This window comes from Pseudomonas sp. X10 (assembly GCF_054889225.1).
This window is the reverse complement of record NZ_CM142677.1, coordinates 2,173,115-2,196,353: the sequence shown is the minus strand read 5'-3', so window position 1 is coordinate 2,196,353 and position 23,239 is coordinate 2,173,115. Positions and strand designations below refer to the sequence as shown.

Below are 23,239 nucleotides of genomic sequence, written 5' to 3'. Positions count from 1 at the left end.
GGCGATTGAGCTATCGCGGCGCCTGGAGAAATTCCAACACCGGGCCCGGAACGGAACAAGAAATAGACAACCCCGGATCAGGACAGACAGGCGTCGTTTCACGCCAAGCGCCCCTCCCCCCCAGGTAGAACCAGGCACCCGCCAGGTACCCTGGCAACACACCCCATCCGCCACGCTAAAACCCGGAGGAGCACCATGAGCGACGCCCTGGACAAACGCTCATGGGATGATCTGCGCATCATCAAGGCCATAGGCGAATGCAGCAGCCAGGGAGGTGCCGCCGACGCGCTCGGCGTCAACCACTCGACGGTTTCGCGCAGGCTGTCGGCGATGGAGCACACCCTCGGCGTGGCGCGATGCGTGTCGGAACAGGCCCAGAGCTACAAGGGCGATCTGCTCACCACCACCAGCGCTGCGTTGTTGCTGGACTTCCTCACCCCCATCATCGCCGAGTTTCAGGCTCGGCATCCTGGCAGACGCATCGAGGTCATCGTCAGTAACCAACCATTGAACCTCGCCCGTGATGACTCCGATATTGCCTTGCGTGCGACCTTGGTCCCCCCGGAAAACCTGTTCGGACGCAAGGTAGCCATCGTCGCCTGGGCAATGTACGGGCGCCTGGGTGAGTACACCGGCGGCATACACGCCCTCGACACACTGCGCCAGCGCACTTGGGTTTCCTACGGCAAGGGGTTGTCCAGCTTGAAGGCTTACCAGTTCATCGATGAACACGTGCCACGTGAAAACATCATCTACTGCAGCGACTCGGTCTATGGCGTAGCGGCTACCATCGCTGCAGACATCGGCATCGACCTGCTGCCCTGTATGCATGGTGACCTGGTGCCAGGCCTTGTCCGCATCGGCCCTGTCGAGCCCGAGGTCTATGACGAGCTGTGGCTGCTGACCCACCCCGACATCCGCAAATCAGAGCGTATCGGTGCCTTCATGTCCCATTGCGGCAACACCATCTCCCGCCAGCGCGCCTTCATCGAAGGCCACGGCGCCCCGGGCACAGGCGACCTGTAGGCCGCGCAAGACATTCGCATTCTTGCGCAATCCTTTGCCCCGGAGTGAAGCTGCGGTCGTGGTTATTCACGGCTTTGAACCTGGCACCGTCGATGGCAATGATCGATTGGGGAAAAAGATTGAAGTTGTGGCAAAGCTCTACGAATTGCCAGCAGGCGCTACGAAGGGTTTTACCGTTGTCTTTGCGATAGACAATCGCAGGTGCTTTCATACAGCCGGTATCCAAAGCAGCCATCCAGATGGTGAGTATAAGGATGAACAATGGGGCTCAATGAAAGCCCTTTGCCCTGAAAATCAGGCAGACCGAAACTCCACAGTCAGATGGCTGATTTCGTGAACAGGCGTCAGACGTTCACGAACACTTTCAGCGCTTGCAGTAGCTCCACCAATGACGCTGACGATAGCGGCATGCGCTTCTGGTCCAACTCGCCAAACGTGCAAGTCAGTGATAGCTAAATCGCCTGGCCTCTCAACCAGATCTCGGATTTCCTCTGCAATGTGCTCATCCGTTTGATCCAGAAGTACACCCGAAGTGACGGCCACCAAGCTCCAAGCCCAGCGCGCAATGACAATGGCGCCCACAATGCCCATTACAGGATCCAGCCATACCCACCCGAGATATCGGCCAGCGAGCAATGCCACGATGGCCAGAACAGAAGTAAGTGCGTCTGCTAGAACGTGCATGTAGGCCGATTTCAGGTTGTTATCGTTTCCGTGATGAACATGGCCATGATCATCATGGTCGTGTCTATGGTCGTGCCCGTGACCCAGCAGCAGAGCGCTCACGATATTGACGATCAAACCGACAATCGCGATGACCGTAGCGGTACCGAATTGAACCTCCGTTGGCTGCAAGAGGCGTATGACAGACTCAACGCCAATTCCCAGGGAGACCATACCGAGAATCAGCGCCGAGGCGAACCCGCCCAAGTCCCCAACCTTTCCAGTACCGAAACTGTAGCGCTGGCTGCAAGCGTGGCGTTTTGCGTAGCAATAAGCGAGCGCCGCGATACCCAATGCGCCGGCATGGGTTGCCATGTGAAAGCCATCGGCCAATAACGCCATCGAGCCCGTGATATAGCCGGCGGTGATCTCGCCAACCATCATCACAACGGTCAGTGCCACAACCCAAAGTGTACGCTTGGCATTTTCATCGTGCGCTGAGCCAAGGAACACGTGGTCGTGTGTGTGGTTGATGTTGGTGCTGTTCATAAGTGTGGACCTGGAAGCGTTCACTTGGAGTAACGGCGAATGGCTTCAAGAAGCTCCTCGACGCCCTTGTTTCGCTCTTCTTCGCTGAGCGCAGGGTTCGCGACATGCTCCCGCGCGTGGTCCTCGATGATCTCCTCCATCAAGCCGTTAATGGCACCGCGAGTGGCGGCAACAAGGTGCAGTGTTTTGGCGCAGTCGAGGTCCGACTCCAATGCCCGTTCGACGGCTTGGATTTGTCCAGCGATACGCTTCACACGTTTGAGAAGATCGTCTTTGTTTGCTGCGATATGGCCCACGGGATATCCCCTATCGATGTGTCACTGCATGATAGGTATACCCCCTATACCTATACAAGCTCGACGTACAGGAAGAGATCGTGCAACCCCCGGCAGGAAAGAAAGGCTCCAATTGAGGGGCGGAGCGAGAGAGCCTGGGATGTCCGCTCATGGCCCGTAGCGGCCCGTCACGACTGACCGCTCTCGACCCAAGCTGTGTGAAAACGCCTGCGATTGTCTAACCTTCTGATCGTCGAGATCGTGGCGGGGACGATCATGAAGCGATTCATAGAAGGTGAGTCTCGGACGCAAGTCACGTTGCTGCCGGAGTGCCTGGACGACTACATCGCCGAAGAAAACCCAGTTCGGGTAGTCGATGTTTTTGTCGATGAACTTGACCTTGGGACACTCGGTTTCGAGGGTGTCGATCCTGCGGCAACGGGTCGTCCGGCGTACCATCCAGCAGTGCTGCTGAAAATCTACATCTACGGCTATCTCAACCGGGTTCAGTCCAGCCGCCGGCTTGAGCGCGAGGCAGAGCGCAATGTCGAGCTGATGTGGTTAACGGGCCGGTTGGCTCCTGACTTCAAAACGATTGCCGACTTTCGTAGAGACAATGGTAAAGCCATTCGCAGCGTCTGCCGGCAGTTCGTTGTGCTTTGCCGCAACCTCAATCTCTTCTCCCAATCGATCATCGCCATCGACGGCAGCAAATTCAAAGCCGTGAATAACCGCGATCGCAACTTCACCCAGGGCAAGATCAAGGCGCGCATGCAGCAGATCGAGCAGAGCATTGACCGCTATCTTGCGGCGATGGATTCGGCGGATCGGGCAGCGCCCGAGGTCGCCGAGGCCAAGGCTGAACGGCTGAGCGAAAAAATAGAAAAGCTGAAACAGCAGATGACGAAGCTCAAGGACATTGAAGCGCAGCTTCACGCCAGCTCAGATCAGCAAATCTCTCTTACCGATCCTGATGCACGCTCAATGGCCACGAGCGGCCGAGGTACTGGCACGGTTGGCTACAACGTACAAACCGCAGTCGATGACAAGCACCATCTGATCATTGCCCATGAGGTCACCAATGTTGGCAATGACCGAACGCAGCTAAGCAATATGGCGAACCAGGCACGCGAAGAGATCGGCGCTGAGTCGCTGACAGTGGTAGCCGACCGAGGCTATTACAAAGGTCCGGAGATCCTTGCTTGCGAGCAGGCCGGAATCACCACTTTTGTCCCGAAGCCGCTGACATCAAGCAGCAAAGCGGAAGGCCGATTCGGCAAGCAGGACTTCATCTACATCGCTGCATCGGATGAATGCCGATGCCCTACGGATCAAATACTGACCCGCAGGCATTCTTCGGTGGAAGACGGCATGTTGCTGCACTCCTACTGGTTCTCTGGCTGCCAAAGTTGCTCCATGCAGAAGCAGTGTACGACGGGTAAGGAACGCCGGTTGAAGCGATGGGAGCATGAAACGGTAGTCGAAGCCGTGCAGATCCGATTGGAGCATGACCCAGGAAAGATGAAGGTTCGCCGGCAGACGGTGGAGCATCCCTTCGGAACGCTCAAATACTGGATGGGAAGCCCCCACTTCCTGACCAAAACCCTACCGAGGGTAAGCACCGAGATGAGCCTTCACGTGCTTGCTACAATCTCAAACGAATGATGAGTATCTTTGGCATCGCTGGTCTGATTGAAGCGATCAGGACATGAGTCCAACCGTTTTTTGCGTCCGTATACGGCTATCTGGGCCGCTGCCGCGGCCCAGATAGCACAGGCAGCGCCTTGGTGCCCGACTCAGGTAGATCTGCACTTACATCAGTTGAATTTACAGGCTGCCCCAGCTTCTTTTGCTACTCGACGTACTTACTTGCGTTTTCACACAGCCTGGGTCGATAGCGGTCATTTGCGACTGGCTTCATCCGATCCAAAGCGCATCTCCAGTTCGATCAGCAACTCAATATCGTTAGGGCCTCCTTGTTGAGCAAGCATGACTAGTTGAGTACCACTAGCATGCTCACACCCACATCGTCGAACACGGTTGCCCCCAAGGTGGCGAGTCCGAACACCGTGGTGATTTCAGCTCTGGTACTCCCCTCTATTGGAGGTTAGCTTCAAGCATCGAGCCTCAGACCACTTGAACTCCCCCCGCGAACCCTACAGTCCAAACTACTGTCACCTGTAACAACGAACATCACTGGCATGGCCCTATTCGTTGAACGCCCGCCCTTTATCTGCAAGTGAGCAAAATCGATGCCAGGGCAACAGACAGCAACTCCATGGTTCGCTCGGCAAAAAGCATTAAACCGCTCTGGGGTATCTTGGCTGAAGTGAGGTGAGGAAGTCATCACGAAACAAGCAGGAGTTCAGATTGCTCAGTGTTTAGGTGCTGTTGATTTACTGTTGCCAGAGAAACAGTAAGAGGATTATGCAATTTCGGTCAACATACCTCATAAAAAAGTATAAAAACGCTTTTGCCTAACATCAAGTAAGCGACTAGTTTTCTTTTCGGCACTATCGCCACAGTCAAGAGGCAATGAAATGCAGACAAATAATCGCAAGCACCCAGAGCAAAAAGTCCAACCGCACAATATTATCGTACACAAACGCAAAGCACATGAGTCTGATCGTCAACGTCTTATGCATTTGCCCGGAATGAACTAACGACCTCAGGGCCCTCTGCTTCGGCAGAGGGCTTATGGAATCATATGAATTCATACGACAAGCCTGTTTCACAAGTAATTACGACATTAGCGTGTTTCAGCGGCGCCCGGATGGCTATAGGTGCCATCCATACGTCATTCCTAATTTCAAAAGGGCTATCGCTTCCAGATTTCGCGCTGCTACAGGCGATTTTCTCAGGAACAGTGCTCCTTGCAGAGGTACCGACCGGACTACTATCCGATAGAATAGGCCCGAAGAGGAGCCTGCAAATATGTAGCATTCTTCTTTTGATCTACTTTGTGCTGGGATTACAAGCACCGGAATGGATTCCCTTGCTGGCTAGCTCAATTGTATATGGGGTATGCTTATGCCTAATCTCAGGCAGTGACTCCTCTCTCCTTAAACTTGCCATAGGAAACAGAGAACACAGCGTCTCAGAGTTCAGAGACGCATATCACAAGCTAAACCAAAACTCGTCACTTGCCAACTGCTTATTTGGGGTCGCAGGAGGTGTGTCAGTTTACATCTTCGAGAGCTTTAGCGCTCCGTATTATCTAGGAATAACTTTAGCCATACTCTGCTGCCTGAATGCTAACTTTATACCTAACTCTGCGCCCGGCCCTAAAGCAACGGCATCGTCAACCTACACCCAAGCTGTAATGGCTGTTAAATCCGACGTCGGCGTTACCTACGGTGTATTTCTGATAATATTTACTGCAGCAATGCAGCCAGTGCTATATTTTTGGCAACCTTTCATTATTGAGGCATTTTCAGCCGACAAATTTTCAGACCCTAGGCTTGCGGGACTGGTACTTCCTGCTACATTCGGACTGTACACATTATCAAAATATACATCCAGCAAATATTTACGCCCACTGCTAATGTCTGAAGGAAACGCGTTAGCAATAAATGTTACATGCTGTTTTTTGTCCGCGTTTTTTTTGCTACTGACAATCCTGAGTATCCATAAACAATTTGCTTTAGCCGGCATATTTCTATTTTCCGCATTTCACGCTTTTGTCTCACTACCCGAGTTTGCGATGAAGGGAGAGTTCTCTCGACTTACTGACCAGTCTTGCTGCGCCACTGCAATCTCAATATTGGCAGTATTTGCCAGAATCTCTGGATTAGGCTTCATGTTATTTATAGCAAAAAGCGAAAAAATAGAACTAACTGAGCTATTTTCAATATCCGCACTACTAATAATCCTGTTAGCACCACTGACATATCGGACATTTAAAAACAAGGAAACCCCCTATGTACTCAACAAATAGAAGCATGCACTTCTACCGTGAGAACGGTCGACTTCTCACAACCTTGCCTCACTTTCACGATAGCCTGGAAATTGACGATGTGAGAGGCGACCTGTCAGAAATGCTCAGGTTCTGCACGACAGAGCGATCCCTTGCCGACTTACATGAAAAATTTTCCGACCAAGTGAAAAATCTGGAAAATTTGCTTCATCACAATATTTTAGTGAGCGATTGGCCGGAAGATAGATATGATCGTCATAGGTTGTATTACTCATTGAAAGGGTTAGACCCTATAGCTGTTCAAGCTACTCTCCAACAAGCCACGGTTGGCGTAATCGGAGTAGGCGGGATCGGGTCTAATGTAGCGACGCTTCTTGTTGCAGCTGGTGTGAAATCTATCCGAATTAGCGACGGAGACGCGGTTGAAGAATCTAATCTCACCCGGAGTATAAAATACAATTGTGACCACCTTGGGTGGCCTAAGGTCAATGCCTTAGCATCGGAGTTGATAAAAATAGATCCTTATGTGAATATCAGCTCGCTGCAACTGCCGTTATCGGAAGAACATGCAGCATCCTTCAGAAAGCATTTTTCGGGATGTGACATTATCATATTGTCTGCGGACTCACTTGATAATTTTGATACCCTGAACACAATTATAAGTAGCATTGACTGCCCCATATTGGCAGCCGGCTATATCGACCGAGTTGGTGCTATTGGACCATTCTTTGAGCCAGATAAAGTTGGAGACTATGCAAAGAGCCTACGACAACTGAATGAAGTAGGACGAAAGTCTATTCCGCAGGAATATTACCAGGCTCCGTCTTTTGGCCCATTAAATATGCTGGTCAGCGCTTACTGTGCCAATGAAGCAATTCGCTACCTTGTTGAAGGTCAATCAGTTCTTGGGGCTGCTCGCTTGATAGTATGCCCGGACACCTACCGAACCGAGATATTAGTACATAGCTCTCAAGATCACGACAAAAATTTTGCTGATATAAGCAAAATTTACGCAGTGGAAAGGGAGTCAAACAGTTTGAATCACCGTATAGTCGATCCACTGTTTCGCAGCAAGTCTGAATCGCTCTCCTATAAGGCAGTGCTAGATCTGGGATGTGGAATAGGCACCTATGCAAGAATGTTCTCAAGACGAGCAGAGAATGTTACCGCCGTCGACTTCTCAGATAACATGTTGGAGACCTTTAGGGAACGCGGAGTTCCTGATAATACTAAATTAGTAAAAAGTGACATCTCAGAATTTATTACTCATACAGATCAAAAATATGATATAGCCATCCTTGCACTTGTATTAGACCACATTGATGACATTGCGACTTTTTTGGCCGCTTTAAGATCAAAACTCAAACCCGGTGCAAAAATATTAGTGGTGATCCCAAATAATGTAAGGGACTCATGTGCGCTGTCCGACAATCAGCTATCGCTAAAAGACTACTTCGCGGAGGGAAAAATCGAAAAATCGCGCACTTCAACAGAGGCTCAGGTGGCCACAAAAATCATATCCAACAAGCGAACACTTGCAACTTATCTCAATATTTTTTTGAGTGAGAACTACGTATTGGACGAATACCAAACACCGAAGCTGGAAAAGGACGTGATTGGCAGTGTAGTCCCCTACTTTGATTACCTGGAATTCCACGTCTAAGGAGATATTATGAAAGTTGCTCGAGACCGTATCTTCGATGCAGGCCCGCTAGCAACGGGATCTTTTAAGTTTGATGACAGCGTTTCGGCTGTTTTTGATGATATGGTAGGCAGAAGTGTACCGTGTTACTCCCACTTGCAGAGATGCATTGCGGATCTTTTTGCGGTTTTTTCTCTAAGCAAGGTAGCATTGGATATAGGATGCTCTACCGGCAGTACGCTCAAAGCGATTGCTGAGTCACGGTCTGAAGTGAAGGCGCTTCATGGTATCGATATTTCAGATTCGATGGTGGAGCGAGCCCAGATTAAGCTCGCACCCTACCGAGACAAGGTCACTCTCTCGAATAAAGATTTAGCTATTGGGCCCATCGAAGGGCTCGGAGAGGTAGATTTTGTGATTCTAACTCTGGTGCTTCAGTTTGTGAGACCTATTGATAGGGAGAAACTATTAGCCAATATGGTTGCAAGCTGCCCATCAGTTCGCGCCGTTATTTTAGTAGAAAAAATAGTTTTCCCTCACCCATATATTAATCAGCGCTTTATTGATGCTTACTACGCAATGAAATCAAGGAATGGCTATTCTGACGACGAGATATATAGGAAAAGGCTTGCCCTAGAGAACTTACTCATACCCTATACACATGAAGAGAATATTGAACTCATGCGTACAGCAGGATTTTTTAAAAATGAAATATTTTTTTCGTATTTGAATTTTCGAGGATATATATTTTATCGTGATTGACATCCTAGCTCTACCCGACGAGATTGAGGGCGATGATCTGCGCCTGCTCCGCCCTCAACTGGAGTTTGCCCCATTGCTGCATACAGCCTTGAAGCGCAGCTACAAACTTCATAAGGAATTCCTCAGTTGGCCAAACGCTAATTTATCACTTAAAGAGGTAGAGAAGAGCCTTCAACGCTCAGTTACCGCATTTGATTCCTCGACTGCGGAGACAGAAAAAAAATACTACATCTTCGCAAACGAGCTAGACATCCTAGTTGGCTGCATTGGAGTTCGGTACTTGCCGGAGCATAAATGCAACTCCCTGGGTTACTGGGTAAATTCTGACTGTGCCGGCCATGGTTATATGACCAAGGCGTTGCAGCTTGTTATTCCCTTTCTAAAAAATCTCCCAATAGTACTTTTTATTTCTGAGCACAACCAGCCCAGTAAAAGCTTGGCAGTACGTGCAGGCTTTAAGCTGTCTGGAGCAGTCGTGGGTGACAGGGAAGACGCTCGATACGGCTCTCACGATACGTTAATCTATCGGATTGAAAACCATGACAATCGATAATGACTTTAAGACTCTAACAAACGCCACGCATTGCCCTTTTGCATTGAATGCAAAGCTTATCTTCGCGGAGGGAATTGCGGGACATAATATCTCTCAATACGTAACTTCAAACATAGTACGATTCCTGAAGTTCTGTGAGCATAGTAAGATCAGCGGCTCAGACGGGTTTGTCTTCACTTTTGAGGGGAAGGTACACGGAAAAAACATTGAACAACTATGTAACGTACTGTATTTAACACTGTCTACGATTGCTAGATACGATGACTTTGCGCGAATGTCCATGGCCACGGATTTTCTTGCAGACCATTGGCGATTTATGGCATGCGACAATATATTCACGGTTTTGGCGTTTTCCCCTTGCTACCCAGAACATAATTCTAGATATTCATTTGGAGTAGACCGTGTATTTCTCTTATTTCAACCTTCATCGACTTTTGCAAAATTTAGTGACCCACATACCTCTCGGCTGCCGGCAGGCCTGAAAGAATCTATTCGTGAGCGATTCTCCACTGCCAACCGCAGATACGACCCATCGATATCTTCCCCTGATCGCTCACATGCATTACGTTTTATTCGACCTATGAATTTGAATGATTCACCTGTGGAATGGTGGAATTCCTAGAAAATTTCTGCCGAAAATGTTGATGCCATTCAACTATACGCCCCCACATACCTAATTTTAATTATCGGGCTCCCAGGCAACCGGACCTCAGCCTCAAATGTGCTTTGCGATGGTCGGCAATTTCCACGACCCGGCCATGCAAGCTGTATTCTACAAGGCTGTTTCCATGAAGGTACGGTACCCTGACGACCCTCGACGACAACATTGATGCCGTACGGCAAGGCATAGCGGAGCTGGTAGTGGCGAGCGTAAAGCCTTAAGCGGGCTCCTGTCCGAATAATCGATGCAGTGCTGAGACATCATTAGAAAGTCGAAATCGTATTCGGTGAAAGTGCCGATGCATACCAGCAGCCCCTTTGAGAAGCCTGAAGGACGCGCCAATGTCGTGCCAAATAGGATAAGGACTAATCTGCAGGCTGGGAAGTTATTTGAAATTATGGCTCAGCAATAATCATACCCCAGCGATAGTTTTTCTAAACAGCAGGTTCCTGTTCCACTGAGTACCGAGGTGGCCGTCATTATCGCTCTCTTGCGTCTGCCTGGATCAACCCCTCGCCCCCCACATCACGCTCTCGAAAGCAGTCCATCGTCTGGGTCGGGAGATTGAGCTTCTCGTTAAGAATACTGGCAGTTTCCGTTGCTCTTAGACGAGGAGATACGACAAGCGTGTCCAGATCATGAGGTAAATTCCCTCCTAGCGCTTGAGCTTGCTCACGCCCACGTTCTGTGAGCGATGGGTCGAGCGATCCCAAGTAACGATGCTCGGCATTCGCCCAGGTTTCGGCATGCCGCACGACATACAAATCCATGAAATCCATCTCATCAGGTTAGAGGCAAGGATTGTATCAACCTTGAAGGATCTAGCTCGGATGGTCTCGAATGACCGCTTCATGGCCTGAGAAAGTCAGTGGTGGATGGCTGCTTTCGATCCCTTGCAGAGTCTCAGATGGACGTCCCAATCTCGTGCTGAAACCAGCGCCTCGAACGTCCACTATGGGTCCAGGCTGTGTGAAAACGCAAGTAAGTACGTCGAGTAGCAAAAGAAGCTGGGGCAGCCTGTAAATTCAACTGATGTAAGTGCAGATCTACCTGAGTCGGGCACCAAGGCGCTGCCTGTGCTATCTGGGCCGCGGCAGCGGCCCAGATAGCCGTATACGGACGCAAAAAACGGTTGGACTCATGTCCTGATCGCTTCAATCAGACCAGCGATGCCAAAGATACTCATCATTCGTTTGAGATTGTAGCAAGCACGTGAAGGCTCATCTCGGTGCTTACCCTCGGTAGGGTTTTGGTCAGGAAGTGGGGGCTTCCCATCCAGTATTTGAGCGTTCCGAAGGGATGCTCCACCGTCTGCCGGCGAACCTTCATCTTTCCTGGGTCATGCTCCAATCGGATCTGCACGGCTTCGACTACCGTTTCATGCTCCCATCGCTTCAACCGGCGTTCCTTACCCGTCGTACACTGCTTCTGCATGGAGCAACTTTGGCAGCCAGAGAACCAGTAGGAGTGCAGCAACATGCCGTCTTCCACCGAAGAATGCCTGCGGGTCAGTATTTGATCCGTAGGGCATCGGCATTCATCCGATGCAGCGATGTAGATGAAGTCCTGCTTGCCGAATCGGCCTTCCGCTTTGCTGCTTGATGTCAGCGGCTTCGGGACAAAAGTGGTGATTCCGGCCTGCTCGCAAGCAAGGATCTCCGGACCTTTGTAATAGCCTCGGTCGGCTACCACTGTCAGCGACTCAGCGCCGATCTCTTCGCGTGCCTGGTTCGCCATATTGCTTAGCTGCGTTCGGTCATTGCCAACATTGGTGACCTCATGGGCAATGATCAGATGGTGCTTGTCATCGACTGCGGTTTGTACGTTGTAGCCAACCGTGCCAGTACCTCGGCCGCTCGTGGCCATTGAGCGTGCATCAGGATCGGTAAGAGAGATTTGCTGATCTGAGCTGGCGTGAAGCTGCGCTTCAATGTCCTTGAGCTTCGTCATCTGCTGTTTCAGCTTTTCTATTTTTTCGCTCAGCCGTTCAGCCTTGGCCTCGGCGACCTCGGGCGCTGCCCGATCCGCCGAATCCATCGCCGCAAGATAGCGGTCAATGCTCTGCTCGATCTGCTGCATGCGCGCCTTGATCTTGCCCTGGGTGAAGTTGCGATCGCGGTTATTCACGGCTTTGAATTTGCTGCCGTCGATGGCGATGATCGATTGGGAGAAGAGATTGAGGTTGCGGCAAAGCACTACGAATTGCCGGCAGACGCTGCGAATGGCTTTACCGTTGTCTCGGCGAAAGTCGGCAATCGTTTTGAAGTCAGGAGCCAACCGGCCCGTTAACCACATCAGCTCGACATTGCGCTCTGCCTCGTGCTCAAGCCGGCGGCTGGACTGAACCCGGTTGAGATAGCCGTAGATGTAGATTTTCAGCAGCACTGCTGGATGGTACGCCGGACGACCCGTTGCCGCAGGATCGACACCCTCGAAACCGAGTGTCCCAAGGTCAAGTTCATCGACAAAAACATCGACTACCCGAACTGGGTTTTCTTCGGCGATGTAGTCGTCCAGGCACTCCGGCAGCAACGTGACTTGCGTCCGAGACTCACCTTCTATGAATCGCTTCATGATCGTCCCCGCCACGATCTCGACGATCAGAAGGTTAGACAATCGCAGGCGTTTTCACACAGCCTGGGTCGAAAGCTGCCGTTCGCGACAGACCGCTCCCGACCCGCTGCTTAAATGCGCGCCAGCGCCTGGGCCAGGTCGGCGCGTAGGTCTTCGACATCTTCTACACCCACTGACAAACGCACCAGCGCATCACCGATGCCAAGTTGCGCGCGGGTGTGTGCTGGGATGCTGGCGTGGGTCATGATCGCCGGGTGTTCGATCAGGCTTTCCACCCCGCCCAGGCTCTCGGCCAAGGCGAAGATCTGCACCGCTTCGAGGAAGCGCTTGGCACCGTCCAGGTCGCTGTTCAGGTCAAGGGAAATCATCCCGCCGAATCCGCGCATCTGCCGCCGTGCCAGTTCGTGCTGCGGGTGCGACGGCAGGCCCGGATAATGAACGCGCGCGACCTGCGGCTGACGCTCAAGCCATTGCGCCAGTTCCAGCGCATTGTTGCAGTGACGCTCCATGCGCAGCGCCAAGGTCTTCACGCCGCGCAGGGTGAGGAACGCGTCGAACGGCCCGGCGATGGCACCCACGCCGTTCTGCAGGAAGCCCAGGCGCTCGCCCAGTTCTGCGTTCTGCCCGACCACCGCGATGCCGCCGATAACGTCGGAGTGGCCGTTCAGGTATTTGGTCGTCGAGTGCAGCACGATATCGAAGCCCAGCTCCAGCGGGCGCTGGATCCACGGGCTGGCAAAGGTATTGTCGGCCACACAGAGGATGCCGCGCTCGCGGCAGATGCGTGCGATAGCGGCGAGGTCGGTGAGGCGTAGCAAAGGATTGCTCGGTGTCTCGACCATGACCATCCGCGTGTCGTCCTGCAGCGCCGCTTCGAACGCCGTCAGGTCAGCCAGGTCGACGAAGCTGAAGCGATGCCCGGCGCTATGCCGACGCACCTTGTCGAACAGGCGGAAAGTGCCGCCGTACAGGTCATTGCCGGAGACGATATGCGCGCCAGCGTCGAGCAGTTCGAGTACGGTGGAGATCGCCGCCAACCCGGAGGCGAAGGCGAAGGCCTGGGTACCACCCTCAAGGTCTGCCACGCAACGCTCCAGCGCCCAGCGCGTGGGGTTGTGCGAACGCCCGTAGTCGAGGCCCTTGTGCACACCGGGGCTCTGCTGCGCATAGGTGGAGTTGGCGTAGATCGGTGACATCAGTGCCCCGGTGGAAGGGTCTGGCGCCTGTCCGGCATGGATCACGCGGGTGGCGAAGGCACGTGGCGCGCCGGTTTCATCGTGCTGGCTCATGGTAAGGACCTGCGTAAGTGATTGAGCATGTCGACGCGGGTAATCATGCCGTGGAAGCCCGAAGCGTCTTCGATGATCGCCACCAGCCCACGGTCGAGCTCTGCCTGCAGTTCAGCCAGGCTGGCGTTGGGAGACAGGGTTTCCAGTTTGTCGGTCATCGCGCTGGCCACGCTCATATGGAAGTGCGAAGCGTCTTGGTGCACGCCAAGCAGAATGTCGGACTCGTCGATCACGCCGACCAGGCGCTGGCCATTCTCCAGCACCGGCAGTTGCGACACATCCGCCAGGCGCATGCGCTGAAAGGCGGTGAGCAGCGTGTCGTCCGGGCCTACGCTGATCACCCGGCCATCCTCGAAGCGCCGCGCAATCAGGTCGCGCAGGTCGCCATAACGCTTGCGTGCCAGCAAGCCTTGATCGGTCATCCACTGGTCGTTGTAGACCTTCGACAGGTAGCGGGTACCGGTGTCGCAGACGAAGCTGACTACCCGCTTCGGCTCAGTTTGCTCGCGGCAGTAGCGCAGCGCTGCCGCCAGCAAGGTGCCGGTCGAGGAGCCGCCGAGAATGCCTTCGGCGCGTAGCAATTGGCGGGCATGATCGAAGCTTTCTTCGTCACTGATGGAGTAGGCCTGGCGCACACTGGAAAGGTCCGCGATAGACGGAATGAAGTCTTCGCCGATACCCTCCACCGCCCAGGAGCCAGGCGTACCGAGGGTGCCGCTACGGCTATATTCGGCGACCACCGACCCAACCGGGTCAGCCAGCACCATGGCCAGGTTCGGCTGCAGGCGGCGAAAGAAGCGAGTCAGCCCGGTAAGCGTGCCGGCCGAGCCGACGCCAACGACGATGGCATCTACGTCATGCTGGGTCTGCGCCCAGATCTCCGGAGCGGTGCTGCACTCGTGGGCCAACGGGTTGGCTGGGTTGTTGAACTGATCGGCGAAGAAGGCGTCGGGAATCTCCTGCGCCAGCCGCGCAGCCACATCCTGGTAGTAGTCGGGATGACCCTTGCCGACATCGGAGCGGGTGATATGCACTTCGGCGCCCATCGCCTTGAGGTGCAGGACCTTCTCGGTGGACATCTTGTCCGGCACCACCAACACCACCCGATACCCCTTGGCGCGGCCGACCAGGGCCAGGCCGAGGCCGGTGTTGCCGGCGGTGGCCTCGACGATGGTGCCGCCGGGGCGCAGGCGGCCATCGCGCTCGGCGGCGTCGATCATCGCCAGGCCGATGCGATCCTTGATCGAACCTCCGGGATTTTGCGATTCGAGCTTGAGGAACAGCGTACATGGGCCGGTATCGAAGCGGCTGACACGCACCAGCGGCGTATTGCCGATCAGTTCGAGCACGGCGGGGCGGGAGTCGTTCGGCATGTCGTCACCTCATGGCGGAAGTTCGCACTGGATAGACGGAAACCTGCGGCACAGCGTTGCGCGTCGGCCGCAGCAACAGCTTCGCATGGAACATAGGCCGGGATTGCACCACCCGCAACCGTCCACAGCCAGCCGGTCGAGTGGCTGATCAGCGTGTTCATGGCTTCCCGCTTGCGACCGGCACGCTGTCAGCTAGCGTTTATGCAGTAAATTCCAGTGCAAAAGGGGAAGACCATGGTGGCCCGAACTCGACGGACCCAACCCGGTAACAAGGACGTGCCCGCAGACCCGTTTCGTTTGAAACCTGCCGGGACGCCGCCTGATGACAAGGATTCGAAGGTCCATATCTACGGCGAGCACCAGAACATCATCTGCGACACGGAGTCCCGGGGTTGTGTGCGCAATATCGCCGAGCTGCAATTGGACGCCACCCAGGGCTTCATTCCGCTCTGGCGCGAAGGCGCCATCCTCCGCTGGCGCTTTCAGGAGCAGTCGCTCTCCAGATTCGAGGCGCCTGATGAGGTCAAAGCGAAGATCGAGGAGCTCTTTTGCCTGGCTTTGCAGGCATGGGGGGACGCGGTACCGGTAGCCTTCGCCAAGGATGAGGATGCCTGGGACTTCCAGATCGTGATCCAGGAGGTCGAGCGATGCAATGCGGTGGGCGCTTGCGTGCTGGCCAGTGCGTTTTTTCCCGACCCTGGCCGGCATGACTTGGTGATTTATCCAACCTTGTTCAAGCAGGAGCACGACGAGCAGGTCGAAACCATCGCCCATGAGCTTGGCCATGTGTTTGGCCTGCGCCATTGGTTTGCACCTCAGCAGGAAGCCGACTTTCCGGCCAGGCCTTACGGCTCGCAAAAACGGGTGTCGATCATGAACTATGGCCCGGACAGCCAGCTCACAGAGGATGACAGGAAGGATTTGATCGCACTGTATGCAGACGCCCGAAGCGGAAAGCTCACCCACATCAACGGCACGCCGATCCGCCTGGTGGCGCCATTCCATACGTTAAGAGAGCAGTTTCAACGCCTGCCTGCATGAGTTGGGTCCGCTGCGCGGCCCACTCTGGGTCGACCGCAAGAACCGAGGTATGCAGGCACCCTGTGGGGGTGCAGCCTGCGATGGGGCCACGCAGCGGACCCATTGGCCTTGACTACTGGCATTGGGCCCTGGGCTGCCTTCCTGCGCTAAGCCTTTGATTCGGCTTCTTCAGCCACTACCCCAGTGTCCCTTCTGCCTGCCTGCGCGCGCAATGCTTGCGCCATTTCGCGACAGCGTTTCGCTATGTAGTTTTGTATACAGCGTTGTCACCACTGCCCACCAGCGCTAGGATGCGCAGCGGCCTGGCGTTCTGCCAGCCTGTGTTTTCCTTGCGTGCGACCTGGCTCGCCGACGCCCTGGGGAGGGTCGTCGTCGGGCGTTTCAGGCCTTGCGCTGTATATAAAAATATATAACGAGGCCAGGTGCCGCCCATGGCGATGGCCGACAAAGGAGTTGTCATGATGCCCTTCGTACCCCGTACGTTGATGGCCGCCCTCGCGGCTGTCTCTGCGCAGGCTGCGCTCGCCGAGACGGACAAAGCGTTCACGCTGGGGGAAATCCAGATTTCCGCGCCGCAGGACGAGACGTTGTCCACCGGCAGCAGTGTGATCGAACAGCAAGACATGCGCCTGCATGACCGCGAAACGGTGGGCCGGGCGCTGGAACTGGCGCCAGGCGTGAACCTGGGCTACATGGGAGGCCGCGCTGAGCAGGTGGTCTTCGTGCGGGGGTTCGACCGGCTGCAGGTGCCGGTATACATCGATGGCATCCCGACCTATGTGCCCTACGACGGCAATATCGACCTGGGGCGCTTCACCACCTACGACCTGTCGCGGATCGAGGTGGCCAAGGGCTTTGCCTCGCTGCTCTATGGGCCCAATACCCTGGGTGGCGCGATCAACCTGGTGACGCGCCGGCCCACGGAGGCGTTCGAGGGCGAGGTAGGCGGCGGCCTGGAACTCACCGATCACGGCAACGTCAACGCCTACCGCAGCTACGCCAACGTCGGTTCCAACCAGGGCAACTGGTGGATGCAGGGCGGTGTGTCCTATGTCAACTACGACTACACCCTGCTGCCCGATGACTTCAAGCCGACCAATGACCAGCAGGGCAAGGGGCGCCGGGAAAACAGCAAGAAGCGTGATGGCAAGTTCAGCTTCAAGCTCGGCTTCACGCCCAACGAGACCGACGAATACGTGCTCGGCTATGTCCAGCAGGAAGGGCGCAAGGGCCAGCCGACCTACGCCGGCGACCTGCCCGCCACCGGCCAGCGCAAGCGCTGGTGGGAGTGGCCGCAATGGGACAAGACCAGCCTGTTCATCGCCACCAACACACGCTTTGGTGAGCATGGCCTGAAGACCCGTGTCTATCACGACACCTTCAAGAACTCGCTGGAGAGCTTCGTCTACAACAACGGTATCGTCGGGCCGATGCAGCCGGGCTTCCCGAGCAAATACGACGACGAGTCCACAGGATTTTCGGTCGAAGGCGACCTGGCCCTGAGCGAAGGGAATCGCCTGGGCATCGCCTACCACTTCAAGGAAGACGTGCACCGCTCCCGCGATGGCAGCGACCCGCAAACCCACTTCCGCGACCAGACCCAGTCCATCGCCCTGGAAGACACCCTGCGCCTGAATGAGGTGTTCAGCCTGGTCGGTGGCGTTTCCTACAACTACCGCAAGAGTCTGGACGCCGAGAACTTTGGCACCAACGACGCCTCACCGACGGTCAAGACGCTGTACGACGAACCCACTGGCAGCGATGACGCGGTCAATGCCCAACTCGGCCTGTTCGTCAACACCGGCCCCTTGCTGGACATCGATCACGATGGCCAGGTGCGCCTGACCGTGGCGCGCAAGAGCCGCTTCGCCACCATCAAGGACCGCTACTCGACCCGTTTCGGCACGGTGATCCCCAGCCCGGACCTGAAGTCCGAGCGCGCCACCCACTACGAGCTGGGCTATACCGGGTCATTGGCGGCCTTGTGGTCGCTGGATGCGGCGCTGTTTGTCAGCAATATCGAAGACTCGATCCAGCAAGTGACGGTGGCCCCGCAGCCGAACTGCGCGGCACCATGCGGGCAGTATCAGAACATCGCCAAGGCCCGTAATCAGGGCCTGGAGCTGGGGCTCAAGGGCGACCTGGGCGAGTGGCAGTTGGGCGCCAGCTACACCTGGCTCGACCGCGAGAACCGCAGCAACCCGGAGCTGCGCCCCATCGACACGCCGCGCCACAACCTGTTCGCTTCGGCCACCTGGAACCGTGGCGCCTGGCGCCATACCGGCAGCGTGGAGGCAGCGTCGCGGCGCTACAGTATGTCCGATGGCAGCCAGATGGCGGCCGGCTATGCGGTGTACAACCTCAAGACAGGCTACAGCTTCAGCAACGACGTGAGGGTCGAGGCTGGCGTGCGCAACCTGTTCGACCGTCTCTATGAATACAGCGAGGGTTATCCGGAAATGGGCCGCAACTACTTCGTGCAGTTCAATGTTCCGCTGTAAAGCATGGCTGCTGGCCCTGGCACTGTGCTCGGCCAGCGCGCAGGCCGCTCCGCAGCCGGTGGTGGTGCTGACCAGCTACCCGGAAGAGATGATGACGCGGTTCGAAGACGCCTTCTCCCGCGAGCACCCGCAGTACCGGTTGCAGATCCTCTGGCGCCAGGGCTTCGATGCCCTGCCCTACCTACTGCAGACGGACCAGGGTGGCGTGGATGTCTACTGGGCGCCCTCGCCCGGTAACTTCACCCGCCTGGCCAAGGCCGGTGGCTGGCAGCCGCTGGGGGTCGACCTGGAGGGGTTGCCGGCCCGTATCGGGGGCACAGCCCTGCGTGATCGCCACGCACGCTACCAGGCCACCGAGCTGGCAGGTTATGGCTTCGCCACCCACCCGCCGTCCCTTTTAGCCCTGGGGCTGGCAGCACCAAAGGACTGGCCCGATCTGCTCGATGCGCGCCTGCGCGGACGCATCGCCCTGCCAGACCCGGCCAGGGTTGGTTTCGCCCCGGTGATGCTGGATATCGTGCTCAACGCCTACGGTTGGGAACAGGGCTGGGCGCTGTGGAGCGAGATCGCCGGGCAATCGCGCCTGGTCAGCCGCGGTGGCACCCTGGTCAGCGACGAGGTGGCCAGCGGACGCTCTGCGGTAGGCGTGTCCATCGACTTCTTCGTCGCCTCGGCCATCGCCAATGGCGAGCACGTGGGTTTCGTCTATCCGGCCCATGGAGGCCTGAACCCGGCGCATATCGCCATTACCACCCAGGCGAAGCATGTCGAGGGCGCGCGAGCCTTTGTCGAGTTCGTGCTGTCTGCCCAAGGGCAGAAGCTGTTGGCCGACCCGGACATCCGCAAGTTGCCGGTGCGCCCCAGCGTCTATGTCGACCTACCACGCAGCTACCATGACCCGTTCGCGGCGGCGCGCGAAGGCGCCTATGCCTATGGCGACAACGTGTCTCGGGAGCGCCTGGCCCTGGTGACTTCGTTGTTCACGCAATGGCTCGGCCAGCCCCATCAGCGGTTGACGCAACTGTGGGCGCGGGGGCACGCCGGCGAAGCGGCAGGACGTGACTTGCGAGCTGTGCGCGAGTGCCTGAGTGAGCCACCGATCAGCGCTGCCCAAGCACAGTCCCCGGCGTTGCTGGCGCTGTTCGCCGAACGCCAGGATCGCGGCCTGGAGCGTCAGCCGAGCAGCGAAGCGAACGCTCTGGGGCGCGAGGAAATCGCCTGGCAGTTCCACAGCGCCGCACGCCACGCCGAGGCCGCGCGATTGCTCGAGGCCATGGGCCTGTGAAACGGCATGCGCTATTGCTCGGCATCTTCGCGAGCCTGTGCACCAGCGCAGGTTCGGCTTGGGCCGGGAACAACCGTGAGGCCTTCGCCCGGCCGCTGCCGAGCCTGGTGGGTGAGACACAACTGGAGCGTTTCTATCGCGGCCGCAGCCTGTTTCGCCAGGCCTGGGTGATCGCGCCCTCACGGGACGAGGCCTTCGACGGGCTGGGGCCGCTGTACAACCGCATCACCTGTATAGCCTGTCACCCCAAGAACGGCCGGGGCCAGGCACCCGCCTCGCCTGCTGAGCCGATGCGTAGCATGCTGGTGCGCTTGTCGGTCGCCGGCCACGATGCCCATGGCGGGCCAGCGCCCCATCCGGCCTATGGTGACCAGCTCAACGAGCTGGGTATTCCCGGCGTGCCCGGTGAAGGGCGCGCCCATGTCGTCTGGCAGGAGCGCTTGGTGACCCTGGCCGATGGCGAGTCCGTTAGCCTGCGCAGCCCACAGCTGCGCTTCAGCGAACTGGCCTATGGTCCGCTGGGAGACGTGCAAACCTCGGCGCGAATCGCCCCACCGGTGTTCGGGCTCGGGCTGCTCGAAGCGATCGAGGCCAATACCCTGCAGGGGCTGGCAGACGAAGCTAAGCCAGATGGCGTCAAGGGCCGGGTCAACCTGGTCTGGAGTGTCGAACGCCAGCGCACGGAAGCCGGACGCTTCGGACTCAAGGCCAATCAGCCAGACCTACGCCAGCAGATCGCCAGTGCCATGCATGGCGACCTGGGCATCACCTCGCCGCTGTACCCCGAACAAAACTGCAGCCCGGTACAGCTTGCCTGCCGCCAGGCAGTCAGTGGCGGGGAGCCGGAGCTCGATGCGCTGCAGCTCGGCGACCTGTACTTCTATCTGGCCCACCTGGCGCCGCCGCCACGGCGCGACCGTGGCAAGGCCGAGATCATGCAGGGCGAGCGGCTGTTCAGCGAGATCGGCTGTGCTGTTTGCCACCGCCCTCGCTTGACCACTGGCCACCACTCTGGTTTTCCGGCGTTGTCCCAACAGCAAGTCGAACCCTACAGCGACCTGTTGCTGCATGACATGGGCGAAGGCCTGGCCGATGGCCGCGGGGACTTTCTCGCCAACGGTCGGCAATGGCGCACGCCGCCGTTGTGGGGGTTGGGGTTGAACGAGCGGATCAATCCCGGGAGCGGCTACCTGCATGATGGGCGGGCCAGGACATTGGACGAGGCCGTTCTGTGGCACGGCGGCGAAGCAGCGGCGGCACGGGGCCGCTTTGCTGGTTTGTCCGCTGATGAACGCAGCGCGCTGCGGGCCTTTCTACGGTCGTTGTGATGCGCGAGTGATCGGTCTGCATGACCAGCATTCCTGGCAAGGCTGCGCCGTGCATCGCCAGCTGACGCCGGCTCCTACCGGTACGGTGCCGATCCTACTGCTAACCGCTGGTCGCCTAGCGGGCACCCGCCTCCTGTCCGTGCGGCCGAATGAACAATGGTCAACCGAACAGGAGCTTCGCCATGAACCGAATCCGCCCCCTCCATCTCGCCCTCGCCTTATGCCTGGGTATCGCCGCGCCAGTCAGCTTTGCAGCGACCAACATGGACGGCAGCGGCAACAGCAACAGCCCTCAGGACAGCCAGATACCCGGCAACGCGACCAGCCCCCTGAGCGGTGCGGACACTGGAGGCGACGGCAGCGGTAGCGACTCTGTCGGCACCGCTGGCAATACCGATAGCAGCGACAACAATGGTGCCAGCAGCACCGGCGGAAATGACACCACCGGCACCGGCGGCGATGGCACGGATCGCTCAAGTGGCACGGGAAGCCCAGAAGCCAGCGGCAGTTCAGGTGGCTCCGGCGGCAGCTCGGGTGGAGTAGGCGGCAGCGGCGCCAGTGGTACGGGCGGCACTGGCGGCGGCGCTGGGGGCGCAGGTGGTGGTGGCGGCAGTTAATGACTTGGGGCCCATTCGCTGGCAAGCCCCCCAAGAGCCCTGCAGGCCTCGGTTCTTGGTCGACGCAGAACCTTGTGGGAGCCGGGTTGCCAGCGAATCGAGGTCAGAGCCCTCGCAAAATGACCAGCATTACGCCTTGGCTCAATGACTGGCGGACACCATGCTCAGCACTGTCTCCACCGGCTCTCCGTTCTTCAGCCGGGCCAGCAGTGACGGCTCGTTGCGGTCGGATGTCAGCGCTTGCTCGATAACGCTGGCGACTGTATCGGCGGACAGGACCAGAACGCCGTTATCGTCGGCCATCACCAGATCGCCAGGGCTCACCGTTACACCACCGCAATTGACAGGCACATTCAGGGCGCTGCCCGGCACGCCAAGGAGCTTAGTGGTTAGCTGGGTGGTCCCGCGGGCGAAAACCGGCAGGCCAGCGGCACGCAGTTCGGCAACGTCGGTTACCACGCCATCCACGACTATCCCCACTGCGCCAGCGCATTGCGCGGCGCATTGGGTGACCGCCCCTACGCAGGCGTGAGCGTCGTCGCCAGACATGTCGATCACCAGCACATCACCTGCCTGCAACGCAGCCAGCGCGCGGTTCACCGCCACGGCATCGGCGTGGGCGACACGCAGGGTCAAGGCGCGGCCGATGAATCTGACATTGGGCACCATGGCCCGGATGCCATGGCTGACGAATCCTTCCTCAAGGAAGTGCCCGAGCGTAGCGAAACTCACCTCGCCCAGTTGCCCGATCAGGTGTTGGAACACGGCGTTGTCCATTAGCGTTCCCCCGCATCGATCAGTTGAGCGACACAATCGATTTCCAGCGATACGCCCCAGAGTTGCACGCAGACCGTGGTGCGGGCAGGTGGCGCGTGCCCGAGTATTTCCCGGTAGACCTCGTTGAACGCCTCCAACTGGGTTGGGTCGGTGAGGTAGGCATTGACCTTGATGATATGGTCCAGGCTGGAACCCGCTGCTTCGAGAATCGCCGCCAGGTTGGCGAAGGTCTGCCTGACCTGCTCGGCAAAGCTGGCAGGTTGTTCATCCAGGCTGCCCAAAGCGGGTATCTGTCCCGCCGTGAAGACCAGGTGGCCGCTGACCACCGCCTGAGAATAAGGACCTACCGGGCCAATGGTGCCAGGCGCTGCATTGATGCGTTTCATGCTGGGTATCTCCTGTTCGGA

At 56.9% G+C, this 23,239-nt stretch carries 18 protein-coding genes and 3 pseudogenes; 12 read left to right on the top strand and 9 right to left on the bottom strand.

Annotated features, from left to right (window positions below):
• The first annotated feature begins 195 nt into the window (after positions 1–195).
• Positions 196–1,026: a LysR family transcriptional regulator gene (locus ACYU03_RS10130; protein ID WP_461890286.1), complete on the top strand. Its 831-nt coding sequence runs from the start codon at positions 196–198 to the stop codon at positions 1,024–1,026.
• Between the two features lie 43 nt (positions 1,027–1,069).
• Here ACYU03_RS10130 and ACYU03_RS10125 read toward each other — a convergent pair.
• The 3 genes and pseudogenes from ACYU03_RS10125 to ACYU03_RS10115 all read right to left on the bottom strand — a co-directional run.
• Positions 1,070–1,216 (bottom strand): annotated as a pseudogene (locus tag ACYU03_RS10125) (IS5/IS1182 family transposase); the annotation flags it as partial.
• 104 nt (positions 1,217–1,320) lie between these two features.
• Entirely contained in the window at positions 1,321–2,238 is a 918-nt protein-coding gene (dmeF, locus tag ACYU03_RS10120) for a CDF family Co(II)/Ni(II) efflux transporter DmeF (RefSeq protein ID WP_461890284.1), read from the bottom strand.
• A gap of 20 nt (positions 2,239–2,258) precedes the next feature.
• On the bottom strand, positions 2,259–2,534 hold the full coding sequence (locus ACYU03_RS10115; protein ID WP_004575538.1) for a metal/formaldehyde-sensitive transcriptional repressor: 276 nt from the start codon (positions 2,532–2,534) through the stop codon (positions 2,259–2,261).
• A 255-nt stretch (positions 2,535–2,789) separates the two neighbouring features.
• Here ACYU03_RS10115 and ACYU03_RS10110 point away from each other — a divergent pair.
• The 6 genes and pseudogenes from ACYU03_RS10110 to ACYU03_RS10085 all read left to right on the top strand — a co-directional run bounded on the left by ACYU03_RS10110 (position 2,790) and on the right by ACYU03_RS10085 (position 10,008).
• Positions 2,790–4,225: pseudogene (locus ACYU03_RS10110) on the top strand (IS1182 family transposase).
• Positions 4,226–5,220: 995 nt separating this feature from the next.
• A complete protein-coding gene (locus tag ACYU03_RS10105) occupies positions 5,221–6,450 on the top strand; it encodes an MFS transporter (RefSeq protein WP_461890282.1) in 1,230 nt (409 codons plus the stop codon).
• A 4-nt stretch (positions 6,451–6,454) separates the two neighbouring features.
• Positions 6,455–8,092: a ThiF family adenylyltransferase gene (locus ACYU03_RS10100; protein ID WP_461890280.1), complete on the top strand. Its 1,638-nt coding sequence runs from the start codon at positions 6,455–6,457 to the stop codon at positions 8,090–8,092.
• 9 nt (positions 8,093–8,101) lie between these two features.
• Positions 8,102–8,833 (top strand): methyltransferase, encoded by a 732-nt coding sequence (locus ACYU03_RS10095; protein WP_461890278.1) that lies wholly within the window; start codon positions 8,102–8,104, stop codon positions 8,831–8,833.
• Positions 8,826–9,386: a GNAT family N-acetyltransferase gene (locus tag ACYU03_RS10090; RefSeq protein ID WP_461890276.1), complete on the top strand. Its 561-nt coding sequence runs from the start codon at positions 8,826–8,828 to the stop codon at positions 9,384–9,386. The genes ACYU03_RS10095 and ACYU03_RS10090 overlap by 8 nt, the downstream gene beginning before the upstream one ends.
• Complete coding sequence (locus ACYU03_RS10085) at positions 9,373–10,008, top strand: YqcI/YcgG family protein (protein ID WP_461890274.1); 636 nt, start codon at positions 9,373–9,375, stop codon at positions 10,006–10,008. The genes ACYU03_RS10090 and ACYU03_RS10085 overlap by 14 nt, the downstream gene beginning before the upstream one ends.
• Positions 10,009–10,526: 518 nt before the next feature.
• On the opposite strand, the gene ACYU03_RS10080 is transcribed toward ACYU03_RS10085, so the two are convergent.
• From ACYU03_RS10080 to ACYU03_RS10065, 4 genes and pseudogenes are all read right to left on the bottom strand, one after another.
• Complete coding sequence (locus ACYU03_RS10080) at positions 10,527–10,817, bottom strand: histidine phosphatase family protein (RefSeq protein ID WP_461890272.1); 291 nt, start codon at positions 10,815–10,817, stop codon at positions 10,527–10,529.
• A gap of 368 nt (positions 10,818–11,185) precedes the next feature.
• Positions 11,186–12,621 (bottom strand): annotated as a pseudogene (locus ACYU03_RS10075) (IS1182 family transposase).
• A gap of 110 nt (positions 12,622–12,731) precedes the next feature.
• The gene (locus ACYU03_RS10070) at positions 12,732–13,910 is read right to left on the bottom strand and encodes a cystathionine gamma-synthase (RefSeq protein WP_461890270.1); all 1,179 of its coding nucleotides are present in this window, start codon (positions 13,908–13,910) and stop codon (positions 12,732–12,734) included.
• On the bottom strand, positions 13,907–15,283 hold the full coding sequence (locus ACYU03_RS10065) for a pyridoxal-phosphate dependent enzyme (protein ID WP_461890268.1): 1,377 nt from the start codon (positions 15,281–15,283) through the stop codon (positions 13,907–13,909). The genes ACYU03_RS10070 and ACYU03_RS10065 overlap by 4 nt, the downstream gene beginning before the upstream one ends.
• Positions 15,284–15,517: 234 nt before the next feature.
• On the opposite strand from ACYU03_RS10065, the gene ACYU03_RS10060 reads away from it, so the two are divergent.
• The 5 genes from ACYU03_RS10060 (at position 15,518) to ACYU03_RS10040 (ending at position 22,055) form a co-directional block, all read left to right on the top strand.
• Positions 15,518–16,324, top strand: a complete 807-nt coding sequence (locus ACYU03_RS10060; protein WP_461890266.1) for a reprolysin-like metallopeptidase — start codon at positions 15,518–15,520, stop codon at positions 16,322–16,324.
• A 458-nt stretch (positions 16,325–16,782) separates the two neighbouring features.
• Positions 16,783–18,825, top strand: coding sequence for a TonB-dependent receptor plug domain-containing protein (locus tag ACYU03_RS10055; RefSeq protein ID WP_461890264.1), 2,043 nt, complete (start codon positions 16,783–16,785; stop codon positions 18,823–18,825).
• Positions 18,812–20,110, top strand: a complete 1,299-nt coding sequence (locus ACYU03_RS10050) for an ABC transporter substrate-binding protein (RefSeq protein ID WP_461890262.1) — start codon at positions 18,812–18,814, stop codon at positions 20,108–20,110. Before ACYU03_RS10055 ends, ACYU03_RS10050 begins: the two co-directional genes overlap by 14 nt.
• Positions 20,107–21,438 carry a di-heme oxidoreductase family protein gene (locus ACYU03_RS10045; RefSeq protein ID WP_461890260.1) on the top strand — a complete coding sequence of 444 codons (1,332 nt, stop codon included), beginning with the start codon at positions 20,107–20,109 and terminating at the stop codon, positions 21,436–21,438. Before ACYU03_RS10050 ends, ACYU03_RS10045 begins: the two co-directional genes overlap by 4 nt.
• A gap of 182 nt (positions 21,439–21,620) precedes the next feature.
• Positions 21,621–22,055, top strand: coding sequence for a hypothetical protein (locus ACYU03_RS10040; protein ID WP_461890258.1), 435 nt, complete (start codon positions 21,621–21,623; stop codon positions 22,053–22,055).
• A gap of 141 nt (positions 22,056–22,196) precedes the next feature.
• Here ACYU03_RS10040 and ACYU03_RS10035 read toward each other — a convergent pair whose 3' ends face one another.
• The gene (locus ACYU03_RS10035) at positions 22,197–22,832 is read right to left on the bottom strand and encodes an RraA family protein (protein ID WP_461890256.1); all 636 of its coding nucleotides are present in this window, start codon (positions 22,830–22,832) and stop codon (positions 22,197–22,199) included.
• The gene (locus ACYU03_RS10030; RefSeq protein ID WP_461890254.1) at positions 22,832–23,218 is read right to left on the bottom strand and encodes a RidA family protein; all 387 of its coding nucleotides are present in this window, start codon (positions 23,216–23,218) and stop codon (positions 22,832–22,834) included. The genes ACYU03_RS10035 and ACYU03_RS10030 overlap by 1 nt, the downstream gene beginning before the upstream one ends.
• Positions 23,219–23,239: the final 21 nt, after the last annotated feature.

What these genes read in the sequence shown, in the direction of transcription:
- ACYU03_RS10065 (WP_461890268.1), bottom strand. Translation starts at nt 15,283, where the DNA reads ATGCCGAACGACTCCCGCCCCGCCGTGCTCGAACTGATCGGCAATACG.
- dmeF (WP_461890284.1), bottom strand. Translation starts at nt 2,238, where the DNA reads ATGAACAGCACCAACATCAACCACACACACGACCACGTGTTCCTTGGC.
- ACYU03_RS10070 (WP_461890270.1), bottom strand. Translation starts at nt 13,910, where the DNA reads ATGAGCCAGCACGATGAAACCGGCGCGCCACGTGCCTTCGCCACCCGC.
- ACYU03_RS10055 (WP_461890264.1), top strand. Translation starts at nt 16,783, where the DNA reads ATGATGCCCTTCGTACCCCGTACGTTGATGGCCGCCCTCGCGGCTGTC.
- ACYU03_RS10095 (WP_461890278.1), top strand. Translation starts at nt 8,102, where the DNA reads ATGAAAGTTGCTCGAGACCGTATCTTCGATGCAGGCCCGCTAGCAACG.
- ACYU03_RS10085 (WP_461890274.1), top strand. Translation starts at nt 9,373, where the DNA reads ATGACAATCGATAATGACTTTAAGACTCTAACAAACGCCACGCATTGC.
- ACYU03_RS10060 (WP_461890266.1), top strand. Translation starts at nt 15,518, where the DNA reads ATGGTGGCCCGAACTCGACGGACCCAACCCGGTAACAAGGACGTGCCC.
- ACYU03_RS10030 (WP_461890254.1), bottom strand. Translation starts at nt 23,218, where the DNA reads ATGAAACGCATCAATGCAGCGCCTGGCACCATTGGCCCGGTAGGTCCT.
- ACYU03_RS10050 (WP_461890262.1), top strand. Translation starts at nt 18,812, where the DNA reads ATGTTCCGCTGTAAAGCATGGCTGCTGGCCCTGGCACTGTGCTCGGCC.
- ACYU03_RS10105 (WP_461890282.1), top strand. Translation starts at nt 5,221, where the DNA reads ATGAATTCATACGACAAGCCTGTTTCACAAGTAATTACGACATTAGCG.
- ACYU03_RS10035 (WP_461890256.1), bottom strand. Translation starts at nt 22,832, where the DNA reads ATGGACAACGCCGTGTTCCAACACCTGATCGGGCAACTGGGCGAGGTG.
- ACYU03_RS10130 (WP_461890286.1), top strand. Translation starts at nt 196, where the DNA reads ATGAGCGACGCCCTGGACAAACGCTCATGGGATGATCTGCGCATCATC.
- ACYU03_RS10080 (WP_461890272.1), bottom strand. Translation starts at nt 10,817, where the DNA reads ATGGATTTGTATGTCGTGCGGCATGCCGAAACCTGGGCGAATGCCGAG.
- ACYU03_RS10100 (WP_461890280.1), top strand. Translation starts at nt 6,455, where the DNA reads ATGCACTTCTACCGTGAGAACGGTCGACTTCTCACAACCTTGCCTCAC.
- ACYU03_RS10040 (WP_461890258.1), top strand. Translation starts at nt 21,621, where the DNA reads ATGAACCGAATCCGCCCCCTCCATCTCGCCCTCGCCTTATGCCTGGGT.